Annotated in this window: 15 protein-coding genes; 11 read left to right on the top strand and 4 right to left on the bottom strand. The window is 57.7% G+C overall.

The genetic code is table 11. The annotated features are described in order from the left end of the window. Window positions 1-243: 243 nt before the first annotated feature. Window positions 244-2,397, top strand: a complete 2,154-nt coding sequence (locus ABIL25_07485) for a T9SS type A sorting domain-containing protein (protein MEO0082116.1) — start codon at window positions 244-246, stop codon at window positions 2,395-2,397. A gap of 91 nt (window positions 2,398-2,488) precedes the next feature. On the opposite strand, the gene ABIL25_07490 is transcribed toward ABIL25_07485, so the two are convergent. Continuing rightward, on the bottom strand, window positions 2,489-5,530 hold the full coding sequence (locus ABIL25_07490; GenBank protein MEO0082117.1) for a CapA family protein: 3,042 nt from the start codon (window positions 5,528-5,530) through the stop codon (window positions 2,489-2,491). A 179-nt stretch (window positions 5,531-5,709) separates the two neighbouring features. On the opposite strand from ABIL25_07490, the gene ABIL25_07495 reads away from it, so the two are divergent. The 4 genes from ABIL25_07495 (at window position 5,710) to ABIL25_07510 (ending at window position 9,365) form a co-directional block, all read left to right on the top strand. After that, on the top strand, window positions 5,710-6,534 hold the full coding sequence (locus ABIL25_07495) for a tRNA (adenine-N1)-methyltransferase (protein ID MEO0082118.1): 825 nt from the start codon (window positions 5,710-5,712) through the stop codon (window positions 6,532-6,534). A 142-nt stretch (window positions 6,535-6,676) separates the two neighbouring features. After that, on the top strand, window positions 6,677-7,510 hold the full coding sequence (locus ABIL25_07500) for a helical backbone metal receptor (GenBank protein MEO0082119.1): 834 nt from the start codon (window positions 6,677-6,679) through the stop codon (window positions 7,508-7,510). Window positions 7,511-7,581: 71 nt separating this feature from the next. Further along, window positions 7,582-8,478 (top strand): iron ABC transporter permease, encoded by an 897-nt coding sequence (locus tag ABIL25_07505; GenBank protein ID MEO0082120.1) that lies wholly within the window; start codon window positions 7,582-7,584, stop codon window positions 8,476-8,478. Continuing rightward, on the top strand, window positions 8,475-9,365 hold the full coding sequence (locus ABIL25_07510; GenBank protein MEO0082121.1) for an ABC transporter ATP-binding protein: 891 nt from the start codon (window positions 8,475-8,477) through the stop codon (window positions 9,363-9,365). Before ABIL25_07505 ends, ABIL25_07510 begins: the two co-directional genes overlap by 4 nt. A gap of 54 nt (window positions 9,366-9,419) precedes the next feature. Here ABIL25_07510 and ABIL25_07515 read toward each other — a convergent pair whose 3' ends face one another. The 3 genes from ABIL25_07515 to glyA are packed head-to-tail and all read right to left on the bottom strand — an operon-like array spanning window position 9,420 to window position 12,330. Then, window positions 9,420-9,767 (bottom strand): hypothetical protein, encoded by a 348-nt coding sequence (locus ABIL25_07515; protein MEO0082122.1) that lies wholly within the window; start codon window positions 9,765-9,767, stop codon window positions 9,420-9,422. Next, on the bottom strand, window positions 9,764-11,041 hold the full coding sequence (gene eno / locus ABIL25_07520) for a phosphopyruvate hydratase (protein ID MEO0082123.1): 1,278 nt from the start codon (window positions 11,039-11,041) through the stop codon (window positions 9,764-9,766). The genes ABIL25_07515 and eno overlap by 4 nt, the downstream gene beginning before the upstream one ends. Then, window positions 11,038-12,330, bottom strand: coding sequence for a serine hydroxymethyltransferase (gene glyA / locus ABIL25_07525; GenBank protein MEO0082124.1), 1,293 nt, complete (start codon window positions 12,328-12,330; stop codon window positions 11,038-11,040). Before glyA ends, eno begins: the two co-directional genes overlap by 4 nt. A gap of 100 nt (window positions 12,331-12,430) precedes the next feature. On the opposite strand from glyA, the gene mazG reads away from it, so the two are divergent. The 6 genes from mazG to ABIL25_07555 all read left to right on the top strand — a co-directional run. Further along, window positions 12,431-13,261 (top strand): nucleoside triphosphate pyrophosphohydrolase, encoded by an 831-nt coding sequence (mazG, locus tag ABIL25_07530; GenBank protein ID MEO0082125.1) that lies wholly within the window; start codon window positions 12,431-12,433, stop codon window positions 13,259-13,261. A 101-nt stretch (window positions 13,262-13,362) separates the two neighbouring features. Beyond that, window positions 13,363-13,860, top strand: a complete 498-nt coding sequence (locus ABIL25_07535; GenBank protein MEO0082126.1) for an NUDIX domain-containing protein — start codon at window positions 13,363-13,365, stop codon at window positions 13,858-13,860. 10 nt (window positions 13,861-13,870) lie between these two features. Further along, the gene (gene metK / locus ABIL25_07540; protein ID MEO0082127.1) at window positions 13,871-15,067 is read left to right on the top strand and encodes a methionine adenosyltransferase; all 1,197 of its coding nucleotides are present in this window, start codon (window positions 13,871-13,873) and stop codon (window positions 15,065-15,067) included. Window positions 15,068-15,076: 9 nt separating this feature from the next. Beyond that, the gene (ahcY, locus tag ABIL25_07545) at window positions 15,077-16,336 is read left to right on the top strand and encodes an adenosylhomocysteinase (protein MEO0082128.1); all 1,260 of its coding nucleotides are present in this window, start codon (window positions 15,077-15,079) and stop codon (window positions 16,334-16,336) included. An 86-nt stretch (window positions 16,337-16,422) separates the two neighbouring features. Further along, entirely contained in the window at window positions 16,423-16,848 is a 426-nt protein-coding gene (locus tag ABIL25_07550; protein MEO0082129.1) for a hypothetical protein, read from the top strand. A gap of 17 nt (window positions 16,849-16,865) precedes the next feature. Continuing rightward, a partial coding sequence (locus tag ABIL25_07555) for a zinc ribbon domain-containing protein (GenBank protein ID MEO0082130.1) occupies window positions 16,866-17,048 on the top strand: 183 nt, incomplete at its 3' end.

Below are 17,048 nucleotides of genomic sequence, written 5' to 3' on the forward strand. Positions count from 1 at the left end.
GCGCCGCAGGTAGACCAGGGTGTTCTCCTGTTGCCTGCGCTCGACCTTGACGAGTTGCTGGCGCTACGGGTATCATATGAAACGCGCAAGCGTCAGGCAGGGGGTCACGATGTGCCTTGGCCGGCCCAAAGTCAAGAAACTCGCTATTGACATTGCTGTGCTGCGCCGCTACACTGCCTCAGGAGGTCCGCGCACAGTGCGGACGGACAAGAAGAGAAGCTACAGGCTAAACAGGAGGAGCTGATGAAAGGTAGTACTGTAGTCCTGTGTCTGATACTCGCGGTCGGGCTGGCGCCGGGGGCGCTGCCGGGCAACCGTGAGGCCGGGCACCAGACCACGACACCGCTGCTCAGTGCAGCGAATGTTAAGCTGGCACCGAACGAAGTCGTGCTGAACCCGGTTGTACCGGTTGAACTCGAACCCTATGATAACCCTGACGAAACCCTCCATTACGACCGCACCCCGTTCAACGCCATCGGCCTGACGAACGGCGGCACATTCCGAGGCGCGGTACGCTTCACGCCGACCTATAACTGTACGCTCAAGGCAATAATATTCTATCAGCGTGACGCATCGTCAGACCAGTACGCGTTCGTGTTTGGTGAGGACACCGATACGACACCAGGTGCAATTCTGGACTCGATGCCCTATACCGGTTCAGGCACGCTTCAATGGAAGCGCGTCAATCTGACAACACCAAAGGTGATGAAAGCAGGTATTGACTTCTGGGCCTGCATCAGGATAACGCATACGGCCGGCACATTCCCGCTGGGCGTTGACTCCGGGCCGATGATTCCCAATCGTTCGGGGTTCATCTCTACCGGCGGTTCGTGGCAGCAGCTTTACTACGTCAACCCACAGCTGAACTACAGTTGGAACATCAGAGCGATCGTTGCCCGCGGGGTGACGCTGGCGCATGACGTCGGCGCCACCAAGATTCTGTCGCCCGGCCAGTCCATCAATCCGGGAAGTTATCCCTGCAAGGCCAGAATTGTCAACTTCGGCATGAGTGCTGAATCAAACATCCCAGTTACGTGCTGGATTGATTCAGCCGGAACTCGCGTGTACAACCAAACTCTCACCTACGCCGGCCCGCTCAATCCCGGGAACCGTGCGGACGTGACGTTCACACCGAACTGGAATACCGGGCCGTCCGGTGCCTCCTACAGCGTGAGAATGTTCACGTCGCTTGCCGGCGACCTGGACCCGTCCAACGATACGGTGCGTCAAACAACCGGCATCATGACCGGTCAGCCGCTGATGACACACGATACCGGGTACTGCAAGCTTTCGGTGACCTGCTTCGGCTCAATCGGTTACGACAACCCGCCGGCCCAGGACCTTGGTGTCGGATTCTGCTATCCTAAGACCGCGACCTCGGCGCTGTTCTATTCCAGTTTCGCGGTTGGTAATGACGTGAATTATGTTGCTGACCGTCACTTCAGCAACCCGGCTAACGGGCCGGTGAATGATGACCTCAAGCCAGTTGACAGTCTCAGGAACGCAGTGCCACCGACCAGTGACCAGCATTACCGGGGCGTGTACTCGGATGCCGGTCACCCGGCACCGAAGGGTATCCAGGTGGTTCAGAACAGTCACCAGATGGGTACCGCTGGCTCGCCAGGCTACGATGACTTCGTCGTGATTGCATTCGACATCCGTAATGCCGGAGCAAGCGCAGTCAACGGAGTCTGCGCCGGTGTGTTCGCGGACTTCGATATCGGAACAGCACCGACCGCCAATATCGCCGGCTCGGATACGGTTCGCCGTCTTGTGTATATGAGGCAACAGTCCACGGCCAACCCAACCGTCGGCGTGAAAATCCTGGCGCCGACTTCGTTCAAGAACCTGTCCTGCATTGACCATGCCCGATATGTGTATCCGGACTCGGCGATGACTGATGGCATGAAGTGGCGCTTCATGAACGGTACCGTTGTCCAGCGCACGTCGAACCGGGCCTATGACTGGTCGCTCATCGCATCGGTCGGCCCATTCGATCTGGGAGTGGGCCAGAGCTACCGGTTCGCAGTTGCGTTCGTCGGCGGTACGGACGAAACTCAGATCCGGGTCAATGCCGACAGTGCTCAGTCCTGGTACGATGCCCATGTCGGTATCGGCCAGAATCCGGGTTGGTCTGAAGCAGAACACCGGTTCGAGCTTGTGCCCAATCCTTTCCGCCGCAGCACCCTGGTTCATTACTCAACTCCGTCTGCCGGCAAGCTTCAGCTCTCAGTCTATGATGCCGGCGGCCGGCTTGTTGAGGAGCGGACGATGGACGTCAAGGCCGGGGCCGGTAGCTTCCGGTGGCAGCCTGGGAGCCTTGCTCGTGGGGTGTACTTCCTTGACATCAAAACACCTGACAGTGCAAGCCGGGTGAAGGCTCTGCTGCTCGAATAGCGCAATCTCGTCGTGGAAGCTCAGGGCGCCTTTGGGCGCCCTGAGTTCGTTTCTCACCGTGCCGCGGGCTTGGTAACGGTCGGATTTCGGATTACCTGACCAGGACCAGTCGCCTGGACAGTACCTGACCCTCGGCTTCAAGCCGCAGGAAGTACGTACCAGAGCAGGCCGGTGCTCCGCTGCTGTCACACCCGCCCCAGACAAGCGAGTGAGCACCAGCAGGACACAGTCCGCTGACAAGGGTCTGTACCTTCTGACCAAGAATATTGTACACTGAAAGGTTGACCCAGCTCGCCTTAGTCAGGCTGTACCTAATGGCGGTTGGAGATCGGCTAGGATTCGGACCCGGCAAGAGCAGCCCGAGTACGGGCAAGAAGCCGGGCCCGGCTCGCACGTTCGTGAGACGGTCGTAGCCAGTCTCCTCGTAGAACAAGGTCGCACTGGCGACCGTGTCAGTGGCTCTGAGCTGAATCCAGTAGTAGTCATTCGGGTGAGGAACTCTCACTGCATCGGTCAGCGGTTGCCATGGCTCCCATTCGATCAGTCCGACATTGTCAAACCACACATAACCAGTGTCGGAATAAGGAGCACTGCTTGCCAGTTCCAGGTCGAAGTACGCAGTGCCAGTGGTCGGGCTGAAATCGCGGTAATAGAATCTCCAGTCGGTCGTGCCATTGATTTCAGTACCGAGGTTTGCCGTACCAATAGGTGAAGAGCCGGCCCTTGCGGTGTAGAATTGAGCGGCAGCGCCGGCAAGTCGCGCATTCCGGGTTTTCATGTATGCGTACAGGGAATAACCGGCAGTATCGGAATAGCAAACCACCCGGTCCTCAAGGCCGGTCACTATCCGGGTGGCACCCGTTGCACGTGTCTGGCGCAGCGAACGCTGGCCCTCGTAACATACGGTATCGTAACTCTCGCCCGCCTGGTCCAGAAGCCACATCGTGGCACCTTCCTTTTCGAAGTTGCCGAACCAGACCATATCCCGTCCCAGTCGGAACTGCCAGTTGCGTCCGGGTGAGGCCGAGACTACACGCGACAGGCAGCCGATACGGACAAGAGCCAAGGGATTGGAAGTCCAGTATCCAGACTGCTGGAGCAGCTGCAACTGGCCTGACTGAGAGTAGACGATGGGGACGAGTGTAGCGGTGTCGAGTACAACCCAGGCCGTCGTACTCTCGGGGTTTACGACCACGTAGGTGCCAAGGTCCCGGGAGCGTCGGGCCAGGTAGTCAACAATGTGCCGGCCCAGCCGACCGAACGCCCGATTCGGTATGTAGTCGTCAATGAATACGGGGATGAGCGTGTAATTACGGAAACCAGTCTCGTCCACCTCCCCGGCAAGAATCACCGAAGGGTAGGTCTCCGAATACTCTTGGTCAAACGCAAAGTTCCCAAGCGAGTGAGCAATCAATCTGCCCTTGTACACCTCAAACCCCTGAAGCACGTGCGGATGGTGGCATACGACAAGGTCGGCACCTGCCTCGATTGCCCGGTGTCGCTCCGCGGTGTCGCCCGGAGCCGGAAACAGTGCGAACCGCGAGTACCACTCGTCTACCTCCTGAACACTGGCCCTTGAGTATTGACCATCGTTGTACCGGCTGTCCGGTGCAGACGCGTATTCCTCGCCGGTATGCGCCAAAACAACGACAATATCTGCGGTGCTACGAACTGACTCAATCTGGCGTCGGATGTGAAACGAATCGAAGTACGCAAACCCGGGCTTGTTCAACCCCGCGTCAAGATACGGCTGGTAGTTGTCATATTGGCCGTTCCGGTCGCAGGCAGCGAGGAACGCAAAGCTCAGCCCGGATTTCTGGACAAACACCGGCTGAAACGCCTCGTATGAGTTTGCACCGGCACCGCAATAGCCGATTCCATTGGCCGCAAGGCTGTCCTGGGTTTCACGCATCCCTTCAAGTCCGTAGTCAATCACGTGGTTATTCGCCAGGCAAACAACGTCAACGCCAGCGTAGGTAAGCCCGGCGACGTTCGATGGCCGTCCCCGGAATACTATCGGCTTGGTCGGATGCCGTGTGCCCTGTGCCGTCAAGGGGCTTTCAAGGTTGACGACGGTAATGTCAGCTGCATCGCCCAAATAGGGGAGAGTGGGCTTGAAGATTCCCCGCGGCCCAAGCGTATCAATGATGCCGCCTGGTAGCTCGTAACGCCGTGCGAGCATGATGTCACCGGTAAAGTTTACCCGCACCGGAAGTGTTGTCGGCCCCGGGTCCACATTGACCTTGCAGCTTGCCCGGCCCCAGCACCCGGTCGAATCCCTGACCTCGAGCAAAACCGTGTACTCGTGGTTGTCCCGGACCAAGTAGGTATGGAGTGGCCAGGAATCCCGGCTTGTGGAATCATCGCCGAACGACCAGTAGTAGTCGTGATAACGGCTGTCCGGATCGGTAATCCTCGAATAGAACTGCACCGTTACCAATGTATGGGGCGGAGTGTCAACCGGCTCCTGGAACTTGGCGCTTGGAACCTGCAATTTCTCTTTGCTTGCGTGCCATATCTCAACCCTTGGCGCAACCGGTCGGTCAGAAGTAATATCCAGAATCTCATCGAAATAGACCACCGCACGCGGGTCAGTATCCCGGTCATTCACGAATACGAGTCCGGTGACGACCGGCAGGTATCCGAACCTGGCCAGCCAGTCCTCGCCAACCGGCAAGAGATACAGGTTCCAGGTGTTCAGCGGAAATGCACCCTGATATACCGCTACCCAAGTATCCGGGTTTACCTGCTCTGAGCCAGCAAGAGAATAGAACAAAGTATGGGCTGAATCCTGCAGACCGAAACCCTGGATTTCGCCAAGGTAGGAAACATAGGCTGCCACCTGCCACACATCAGCCGAATCGAGCCGAATAGGGTAGATTGACTCGGTCTTCCAAGTGTTGCCATGTAAGCGAAGGGAATACGGCGAATTGTTGTAGGTGATGGCGGTATCAAGTCGCCAAGAATCCGGGTGCATGTCCTGGCCTGGAAACGAACGCAGGACAACATTGCCGTCGTCGAAGTTCTCGACCGTATCGGCAAACACACCGTCGCCCAAACCATGAAGCCGCGCTCCAGCACAAGGCGCTGAAGCCAACGCTGCGACAAAGAACACCAACTTGCCGGCTTTCATCACAGCTATGCTAGGCTGGAGCTGGATGCTGTCAACCGACGGGCATCCCGTGTCGCGTTGTCTAGTCCGAGCCCACGACTCGTTCGCCGCCCTATTGTCACAGCTCTGACTCTTGATATCGAAATCTGGGCATCCGCGGTTGCTTGACTTGATAGGGGTAGGTCATAGAATTCCGGCCGATGCTGAAACCCGGCGATTTCGTGTTGCTGTATCATTCGGAGCGGATGAAATACCTCTTGGAGCTCAAGGAAACTGGCAGGTTCTCTACCCATCGTGGTTGGATTGAGTTCAGCCAGATGCTTGGCCGTGATTACGGGGACTGCGTGAAGACCCAGCTCAACTGCTGGTTTCATCTACTGAAACCGACTATTGCCGACCTTTTACTCAAGGTCAGGCGCACGACGACAATCGTGTATCCTAAGGACACCGGCTTGATGCTTCTTGAGACCGTTGTATTTCCCGGTGCCCGTGTGATTGAAACCGGGTCGGGCTCAGGTGGACTGACTTCGGTCTTGGCTTGGTTTGTCCGGCCAACTGGCAGGGTGTACTCATACGAACGAAGGTCTGAATTCAGCGAAAATGCGCGGGCGAACGTTGAGCGGTACGGACTTGGACAGTTCTGCGAGTTCTTTGTTCAGGATCCGGAGACCAGGGGATTTGAGCAGACCGACGTTGACGCCGTGTTCCTGGATGTGCCAGAGCCGTGGACTCTTGTAAGGGCTGCACACCGCTCCCTGCGCGGCGGACACCCGCTGGCTGCAATCGTACCCACAGCCGAGCAACTCTCCAAGTTATCCAATGTCATGGAGTTGGAGGGGTTTGTTAGAGTTCGTTCAACTGAGATACTGAAACGTGACATGCTGGTACGAGCAGGCGGGACACGTCCTGCAGACCGGATGATAGGACATACCGTGTACATCGTTTTGGGACACAAGTCCAACCAGTCTGTTTCCCAAGCCAGAGTGCCCATGGGACAAATCCCAGCCGCCAGTGATGCGGAATAGAACGATCAGGTCAGAGGTACAGAGAAGCGGGTTTGAAGGACAAGGCAACGTTAGGGTACGGGAATTACGGGAGTCAGTTTCTACTTGTTCCGGCTTGCTCTTTCCTTTGGCCGTGTGGCTTGTTGCTTCAATTCTGATAACCGTGCTGTTATCTGTGGGCTGTCCGAAGCCGCACAAGTCGCACGCTGGAATACGCGTAGTCTCGCTTGTGCCGAGCGTAACCGAGATCATATTTCGCGTAGGTGCATCTTCGGCTCTCGTCGGGAATACGACATTCTGCAACTACCCGGAGTCAGCAAGGTACGTGTACAAGGTCGGTGACTTCCTGAACCCGGATATTGAGCGGATTGCGCAACTGAAGCCAGATATTGTGTTCCTCACCATGCCTACCCACCGTTTGATTGCCGAGAAGCTCTCTGAAATGGGTATCCGCTACTATACTTCCCAACCGGCAACCGTCGAGGACGTGTTCAGGGAGATTGACTCGGTCGGCCAACTTCTTGCTGCAGGCACTCGCGCAAAGTCGCTTGTGGACAGCCTCAGAGTCCGGCTCGACAGTCTGCCCGTGTTTCCAGACACGCCGACGGTATATGTTGAAATTTCCGACTCGCCACTGATGGCCGCCGGACCGCTCTCGTTCGTGTCGAGCCTGATAGTAGAGGCAGGGGGGAGGAACATCTGTCGAGGGGCTCAGGAATACCCGGTTGTTGACCCAGAGTACGTGGTCAAAGCCGGGCCGGACGTGATTCTGGCACTGTATCCTGGTGTTTCTCCTGCCAAGTTTGCTGAGCGGCTCGGCTGGGACAGAGTGCCGGCGGTCAGGAACAATCGCATCTACACCGGACTAGACTTAGACCTCCTTTCCAGACCCGGTCCAAGGGTGGTTGAGGCCATTGTCACCCTCAGCCATCTTATACATCCGGAATTACAGGAACCACCCCTACGCCGCCCTCCTCCTTCTGGAGAGAGGAGATGAAAGAGGGCTAAGAGCTGATCAGAGCAAGAAGCGCCGAAAGAAGGGCAGAAGTCTGGGTACTGCTCGTAGTCTTGCTCATTGCCGCGGCCGCGGTATCGTTCCTAATTGGGCCGGGCGGTCTACCTTCGAGCGGTCTAATCAAGTTCCGTCTGCTGCGTCTTGCGCTCGGCATTCTGGCCGGCGGGGTTCTGTCTCTGGTTGGTGCCTCACTCCAGGGACTTCTTCGCAATCCCCTGGTGGACCCGTTCACCCTTGGCGTCTCAAGCGGCTCGGCATTGGGCGCAAGCATGGTGATCGCCTGGGGGACGGCAACAAGCGTTGTGCTACCGGTTGCAGGTTTTGCCGGTGCGCTGGTGACGATACTTGCGGTCTATCTTCTCGCCCGGGTTAGAGGCAGAGTGACGGTCACCGGCCTGGTCTTGGCCGGAGTCATAATGAGTTTCCTGTTCTCAAGTCTTGTGATGCTCGTACTGGTTCTGGCGCGGCAACCTCTGGGTCGGGCTGTGTACCTCTTGATGGGACATCTTGGCGTGGCATTCACGCGCGGGTCGCTGCCGCTTTTCATCGGGTCGGCCGCAACAATGCTAGCCGGATGTGGGCTGCTGGTGGCATATGCCCGGGACCTGGACATCATGTCATCAAGTGAGGAAGCCGCACGCAGTCTGGGTGTAGACACTGCCAGAGTTACCAAGGTTGTCTTCGTCGTCTGTTCGGTTCTAGTCGGCCTGGTCGTCTCGTTCACTGGCGCAATCAGCTTTGTCGGTCTGGTAGTGCCCCACCTTGTCCGGATGATACTCGGACCGGTCCACCGTAGAGTTCTGCCAGCATCATTTCTATTTGGTGCCGCGCTTCTGCTGCTGGCCGATACCGCGGCACGGAACATCGTGCCGGGTGGCCTGCCCTTGTCGGTTGTGACCGCGCTTATCGGCGTCCCGTTCTTCATTTACCTTTTGAGGAGAAGGTTGTGAAAAGGACCAACAGACCTGGTCACGAAACCACGCAGGACGCAAGACCTGAGGCTGTTGCGCTGGATCGAGGAGAGCAGACCAGGACAGGCCAGCCTGCCGTCAGGTTTGAGCGGGTGAATTTTGGATACGGATCAGAGCTGCTGTTTGAGAACTTCAGCCTCGACATCGCTCCCGGTGAGTTCTTCGGCGTGATCGGACCGAACGGCGCAGGAAAGAGCACATTGCTGATGCTTGCGGCCGGGCTGCTTGCCCCGCACTCAGGCAGAGTCTCGGTTTTAGGTATGGATGTGGTACGTACTGCCCGCCGTGCGATTGCACGCCGGGTCGCGGTCGTACCGCAGGAAAGCTTTTTTGCCTTTGACTACGGAGTCGAAGACGTAGTGATGATGGGGCGGAACCCTTACCTTGGCCGGTTGGAAAGCCCTGGTCCGGCAGACTGGGTTCGCGTACGCGAGGCACTTGAGTTCGTGGATGCGACACATCTCGCTACCAAGAATATCAATCAAGTGTCGGCCGGTGAGAAGCAACGGGTCGTGCTGGCCCGAGCTCTTGCTCAGGAGCCAGTAGTCCTGCTCCTTGACGAAGCGATGTCTCATCTCGACATTGCACACCAGCGTTTGATCCTCGACATTCTCGAACGCTTGAACCAACAAGGAGTCACGATCGTCCTGCTGGCTCACGATTTGAACCTGGCAGCGCTCGCCTGTTCAAGAGTGCTCCTGCTCCGGTCCGGACGGCTGGTTGCCTGCGATTTGCCGGAACGGGTGATTACCGTTGAGCTAGTCCGGTCGGTGTACGGTATCGAGCCGATCGTTACCCGACATCCGGAAACAGACCGGCCCCAAGTCATGCTGCCGGCAACAGGAAAGAGAACGCGCATTAGGTAATAGACCGGGCTCCGATGAAGTCAGGAACCGGAACGTGAAGCGGTAGGCAGCGAGTCAGGGTGGTCCGGAAGCCGATTCTAGCCCGATGCTACCAAAGGTGCGGCGGGCAAGCTCGCGTGCGCTGTCCGGGTGCGCGAGGACACGACAACAGGATTCCAGGCTATCGATCTCAACGGTAAGGCTCCTGATGTCCCTGGTTAATCGCACGATCTGGCGGTGCTTGGCCCAGACCTTTAGTACGCCGTTTGGACCGGGCAGAAACACCGCGAGGACAACGATCCCGACACCCAGAAGAACATAGCCGAACCGGCGGCCTGTAGAACGCCTTCTGTTCACCTCGGCCCGCCATCTGTGACGCACAAGCCGCTGGCGGTGATTGGCGAACGGAGTGGTGCGCTTCATCGTGTGAGAGGAACAAGTCCAGCGTATGCCAGGCGGTCTTCTTCTTCGATGCGCAGAAGCCGATTGTACTTGGCGACCCGCTCGCCGCGGCAGGGCGCACCTGTCTTGATTTGTCCCGAGTTGGTTGCTACCGCAAGGTCGGCGATGAAGTGGTCGCCAGTTTCGCCTGAGCGGTGAGAAACCACGGTGCGATACCCATGCTCGGCTGCAACCTTCATGCAGTCCAGAGTCTCGCTGACGGTGCCGACCTGATTGGGCTTAATGAGTACCGCATTGGCCACATGCTCGCGCACGCCCTGTTCGAGTCGCTTGATTTGGGTCACGAATATGTCATCGCCAACAAGCTGCACCCGTGAGCCAAGTCGCGCGGTCAATTTGCGCCAGCCTTCCCAGTCATCTTCGGCCAGGCCGTCTTCGATTGAGATGAGCGGGTACCGTTCAAGCCAGCTGGCGTACATCTCGATCATGTCATCAGATGTCATCCGTCGTTCCCGGGAAATGCTGAGGACGTAACTGCCGTCACGGTAGAAGCCGCTGGCCGCCGGGTCAAGCGCCAGAAATACCTGTTCACCCGGCTCGTACCCAGCGGCCTCAATGGCTCTGAGCACGAACTTGATCGGTTCCTCGTTGTCCGCAAAGTCAGGAGCAAACCCGCCCTCGTCGCCAACCGTAGTCGGTTTACCGGCCTCTGTCAACAGGCGCTTCAAATGTTGGTACGTTTCACTTGCGGCCCGCAGCGCCTCGCGGAAGTTTGGGAGACCGGCCGGAACAATCATGAACTCCTGAAGGTCGAGGTTGTTCGGTGCGTGTGCGCCGCCGTTGATGACGTTGAACTGGGGGGTAGGCAAAAGCCTGGTACCGGCCCCGCCAAGATAGCGGTAGACCGGAAGACCGGCGGACGCAGCCGCGGCCCGGCATACTGCAAGCGAAACACCAAGCAGGGCGTTGGCTCCGAGTCTGGACTTGTTCGTCGTGCCGTCGAGCTCGCACAACGTGTGGTCAATACGATACTGGTCAAATGCACTCATGCCGGCCAGGCGTTCGCGAATAACGGTATTGACATTCTCGATCGCTTTCAGCACTCCGCGACCGAGGTAGCGCTGCTGGTTCCCGTCACGCAGCTCCAGGGCCTCGAACCGGCCCGTTGAAGCTCCGGATGGGACTGAAGCCCGGCCCATCGTGCCGTCAGACAGAATGCAGTCTACCTCAAGTGTAGGTTGGCCGCGCGAGTCCAGTATCTGTCTCGCCCTGATGTCGGCAATCTTCCGGTTCATTTCTGAACCTCCGCGGCTAGACATGTGCTCGCGTACTCAGCCCGGCGTTCAGCGTAGAGCGGGAACGCAGCCACAAGTTCCGCGACCTCGGTCTTGACCTTTTCCAGAGCAGCTTCGTCGCCAGCCGACGCTATTGCCCGGTCAATGAGTCCGGCAACCCTGCGCATCTCTGGTTCTTTCATGCCCCGGGTTGTGAGGGCCGGGGTGCCGAGCCTTATTCCAGAGGCAACGAATGGTTTCTCTGGGTCAAACGGAATTGTGTTCCGGTTTACGGTTATCCGCACCTTGCCGAGCACTTTTTCCGCATCCCGGCCGGTTATCTTTTTCGGCCTGAGGTCAACGAGCATGAGGTGGTTGTCGGTTCCGCCGGACACGATACGAAAGCCAAGGCTGGCCAGAGCCTCGGCCAGAGCTTTGGCATTGGCCAGGGTCTGGCGCTGATACTCACGAAACTGAGGGGTGAGCGCTTCCTTGAATGCAACCGCCTTGGCCGCGATGCAATGCTCCAGTGGACCACCCTGGGTGCCGGGAAACACAACCTTGTCCACTTCTTCAGCCAGATGTGCCTTGCACATGATGATTGCTCCACGCGGGCCGCGCAGGGTCTTGTGCGTGGTGGTGGTTACCACTTGGGCAAATGGAACCGGTGAAGGATGAAGTCCGGCCGCGACCGGGCCGGCAATATGGGCGATGTCGGCCAGTTGCGATGCACCGACTTCGTCGCATATTTCCTGAAACCTCGCGAAGTCAACAAAGCGGGGATACGCCGAAGCACCGGTCACGATGACCTTAGGCCGATGTTCAAGCGCAAGCTGACGGATTGCGGCGTAGTCAAATTGCTCGGTCTTCGGGTCAACGGTGTAATGCACGACCTTGAAGTACCGGCCCGAGAAGTTGATAGGATGACCGTGAGACAGGTGTCCGCCGTGGGAAAGACTCAGGCCCATGATGGTATCGCCGGGTCGGGCCAGAGTCAGGTAAGCGGCAATGTTCGCTGAGGTACCGGAATGCGGCTGCACGTTTGCGTGGTCGCAACCAAAAAGCTGCTTGGCCCGTTCTCGCGCCAAATCTTCGACGATGTCAACGAAGCGGCAACCACCGTAATAGCGTTTCTTCGGATACCCTTCGGCGTACTTGTTCGTCAATACCGAGCCCAAAGCCGCAAGCACTGCCTCCGAGCAGAAGTTTTCTGAGGCGATCAATTCAAGGTTGTCGTGCTGCCGCTCGGTTTCGCGGCGTACTGCATCGAACACTTCAGGGTCAGTCGCAAATAGTAAGTCAGGCTTCATGTAGTTCCTCCGGGAAGTGAAGCACGCTCAAAATTACCATCCGAAGCTCAAAAGTCAAGACTACGTCTTGATTCTGCGGACTGGCCGGATAGACTCCGGCATGTTTGATGAACTACTTGCGGTTGTGAGAAGACTCAGACAGAAATGTCCGTGGGACCGAAAGCAGACGGTTGCTTCGACTCGTCCTCTTGTCCTGAATGAGGCCTACGAGCTGGATGAAGCGCTGGGTTCGGCTGACCCGAAACACATTGCCGAAGAACTCGGTGACTATCTGTTCATGGGCATCTTCCTTGCCGACGTGCTCGCTGCAGAGCATGGCACAAAACTCGAGGATGTGCTCAGACGGACAATCGCCAAGCTCAAGACCCGGCATCCGCACATCTATGGCTCGACCCGGGTTTCAGATGCAAGGGAAGTGCTTGAGAACTGGGAGCGCATCAAGCGCTCTGAACCGGGCAAGGCCTTCAAGAAGTCAGTCCTTGACGGATTGCCCAGGACATTGCCGGCGCTCAAGGAGTCGCAACTAGTCCAGGAAAGGTGCGGCCGGCTCGGATTTGACTGGTCGAGACCTGAAGACGTGTTGGACAAAGTCGTCGAAGAGACCAATGAACTACGGAAAGAACTGACACGGCTGAGACGGACAGCTAGGTCCGGGCACAGGAATCGCACCCGCAAGGACAGAACTCGGGGTACAAGCAGGAATTCCGACAGAGTCGCTGAAGAGCTGGGCGACCTATTCTTTGCGCTTGTGAACCTGTGCCGGCATCTAGGTCTGGATGCGGAAAGCGTGCTGAGAGATTCGAACGCTAAGTTCCGAAAGCGCTTTGAACTCTTGGAGCAGGAATTCCATCGACGGGGCCGAAGCCTGGCCCGTTCGACACTTAGGGAGATGGACCGGGTATGGAATAAGGTCAAGGCTAGGGAGAAGTGAGCAATCTGCAATGGCCGTTCTGCTATCGTAACGGTCCCTTGAAGCGAGCCGGCCCGCCGGCTGGAATTGACCGGCCGGAAGTTTCTACTATGATAGGCCAGTTGTCAGCCAGGTGCAAGCCCGCAAATGCTCTGCCGGTCGCGGTCGCCGCGGTCATTGGCCAGCCGGGCATACTCCTGATTAGGCGTCGCAATCCACCCTTTGTCGGCCACTGGGGTCTGCCCGGAGGCAAGATTCAGACCGGCGAACACCTGGACCAGGCTGTACGCCGTGAGGTTCTTGAAGAAACCGGTGTACGCGCGCGGTTCGAGTGCCTATGCGGGGTCGTGACTGAGTTTCTTTACGAAGGGCCCAGGCTGGCAATGCACTATCTACTGCTTGTATGCCGACTCTCGCCCCTGACCGGGCAATTGAGAAGTTCGTCCGAAGGAACGGTACGCTGGTTTCCGCTCAGCCGAGTTCGGGACGTTGCCAACGAGGTGATTCCGAGCGACCGGTTGATGCTGGAACGGCTGGTGTTTTGCAGACCCCGAAACAGGTACTTCCGCTGCGTGGTCAGGAAGACGAAAGACGAATATCGCGTCGTCAGTTTCAGATAAAGGAGGCGACTTGGCGAAGACGAGATTCACTTCCGAGTCAGTTACCGAAGGGCATCCGGACAAAGTTGCGGATCAGATATCGGATGCGGTGCTGGACGAGGTCCTGCGCCGCGACCCAGTCGGTCGGGTGGCGTGCGAGACCTACGTGACGGTCGGTCTGGTACTGGTGGGCGGTGAAATCACGACCCGGTGCTGGGTTGACCTGCCGCAGGTCGTCCGTAACCTTCTGCGCCACATCGGCTACGTTGATACCGCGTCTGGAATCAGCGCAGATGACTGCGCCGTTCTCGACGCCATCGGTCGGCAGTCCCCGGATATCGCACAGGGGGTTGATACCGGCGGAGCTGGTGACCAAGGCGTAATGTTCGGTTATGCGTGCCGCGAAACTCCGGAGCTGATGCCGCTACCGATCGTGCTGGCCCATGCTCTTGCTGCCCGACTGGCCGAGGTGCGCAAAAATCGAACTCTGCCGTATCTCCGGCCGGACGGCAAGTCCCAGGTTACGGTTGAGTACGAAGATGGCGTTCCCCGCCGCGTGGACAGCGTTGTCATTGCGGCTCAGCACGACGAAAGCGTCCTGGACAAGACCGGCAGACGGATCAGCAGCACGGCCCGCCAGGAGATAGTTGATGCGGTAGTCCGTGCCGTGATACCGGCGGAGCTTCTTGACCGACGTACAAAGTACTTCGTAAACGAAACCGGCAAGTTCGTGATTGGCGGACCCAGTTCAGACACGGGCATGACCGGCCGCAAGATAATCTGCGACACCTATGGCGGCTGGGCACGGCATGGCGGTGGTGCGTTCTCGGGTAAGGACCCGACTAAGGTCGACCGGTCAGCCACATACATGGCACGTTACATTGCCAAGAACTGCGTCGCAGCCGGTCTGTGCGATTCCATCGAGGTAAGGCTTGCTTACGTCATTGGCCGGGCTGACCCGACCGACGTCGCGGTCTGTACCTTCGGAACCGGCAGAACCGACGACCGGAGGCTCGAAGCTGTTGTCCGGGAGCTGTTTCCTTTGACGCCCGGGGGTATCATCAGACACTTGAACCTGCGCAGTCCGATATACCTGCCAACTGCGTGCTATGGCCACGTTGGTCGCAAGCCCGCGAAGGTACGCGATGCCAAACTAAGTCGCAGCGTCGAACTCTTCACCTGGGAGAAGCTCGACATGGTTGCTGAACTGCGCCGTGCCTGCAGCTAGGAGGTATCTATGGTGGAAAGTGATATAAAAGACATCGGGCTGGCAAGGGCCGGCCGCGCAAGAATCGAATGGGCCGGCCGGTTCATGCCGGTACTTGCAAAGATTGGGGAGAGGTTCAGCCGTTCTCGTCCTCTGCGCGGCGTGCGGATGTCCTGCTGCCTGCACGTGACATCCGAGACTGCCAATCTAGTCAGAGTGTTGAAAGCCGGCGGCGCTGATGTTCGACTCTGTGCCTCAAATCCACTCTCTACTCAGGACGAAGTCGCTGCCGCACTGGTCAAGGACTACGGAATTCCGGTCTTCGCAATCAAGGGTGAGAACCGCAAGCAGTACTACAGCCACATTGACGCTGCGCTTGCACACCGACCTCACCTAACGACCGACGATGGTGCTGACCTGGTAGCGACCCTGCACTCCAAACGTCGCCGTCTTCTGCCTGAAGTAATTGGCGGGACCGAAGAGACGACGACTGGGGTGATAAGGCTCAGAAGCATGGCCGACGACGGTGCACTCGGGTATCCGATTATCGCGGTCAACGACTCTCAGACCAAGTTCATGTTCGACAACCGCTATGGCACCGGCCAGTCTTCGCTGGACGGCATAATGCGGGCGACTAATGTGCTCCTAGCCGGTTCGACTCTCGTTGTATGCGGGTACGGCTGGTGCGGCCGGGGGGTAGCCTTCAAGGCTCGGGGACTAGGCGCGGATGTTATCATAACCGAAGTAAACCCGGTAAGAGCACTCGAGGCCAGGATGGACGGTTTCCGGGTCATGAGACTTCTTGATGCGTGCCCACAGGGCGACATATTCATTACCGTGACCGGTGACATCAACGTCATTGACCGCAAGCACATGCTGGCCATGAAGGACGGTGCAGTCATCTGCAATGCCGGTCACTTTGACGCCGAGATCAACAAACCCGCGCTTGAGAGAATTACAGTCGCAAGGCGCGAGCTGCGCCGGTGGTGCGTCGAGCACAGGTTGAGGAACGGCCGGCGCATAGTTCTACTCGCTGAAGGCCGGCTGGTGAACCTGGCCGCGGCTGAAGGCCATCCAGCCATGGTCATGGACATGTCCTTTGCCAACCAAGCGCTGGCCGCAGAGTATCTGCTTAGGAATCGCGGCAAGCTTGAAAAGCGGGTGTACAAGCTGCCGGACGCTTTGGACGAACAGATTGCCAGGCTTAAGCTGGCAACAATGGGCATCAAGATAGACAAGTTGACACCGGAACAGACTTTATACCTATCTTCTTGGCAAAGCGGGACTTAGCGCCTGCCGTTCGTTTTCTTGTGGTGAACAGTTCACCTTGACAGTTGGATTCGAGGTAATATACTGGCTTCAGACACGCAGGCATCATGATCGCTAATGAGTGCGGAACTGATACACCGCCGGTGCACCGGTCAAACACCGTGCTGGCCGCAATCGGCTACCTGCCAGTGCTTTTCGTCTTGCCATTGCTTATGGCTCGGGATGATCGGTTCTGTCGCTTCCATGCATATCAGAGCCTTGTTCTCTTCGCTGCACTTGTTCTTTTCTGGATTGTCGTCTGGATGGTTGATATCATCTTTGGTCGGGTTATGGGCAGCGTGTTTGTCATCGGATTCCTGTTTCGCGCTATCGCCTGGCTTGTTCATAATTTGGTCGGAGCCGTCTTGTCACTGGGGTACTTCGTCGCTATGATTGTTGGTCTGATACAGGCAGCCCTGGGTCGGTATTGGCGGATTCCGGTGCTTGGAGCCTATGCCGAGCGTCTGGGTCCACTGCCGCCCGGGCAGAGTTGAAAAAGGAGGTAACCGTTATGGAAGAACAGAAAACAGCAAGTCCGGCAAGTCAACCGCCCACCGGTACCGAGGATGACGTAGAGAAGGGTAAGAGCCTAGCCTGGTTGTCTTACCTAGGCATTCTGTGGCTTGTGCCGCTCCTCGCGGCCAAGGACAACGCCTTCTGCAAATTCCACGTAAAACAGGGAATAATCCTCACC

The sequence above is a fragment of the candidate division WOR-3 bacterium genome (assembly GCA_039801365.1).
Lineage (GTDB): Bacteria > Hydrothermota > Tepidihabitantia > Tepidihabitantales > Tepidihabitantaceae > JBDRUN01.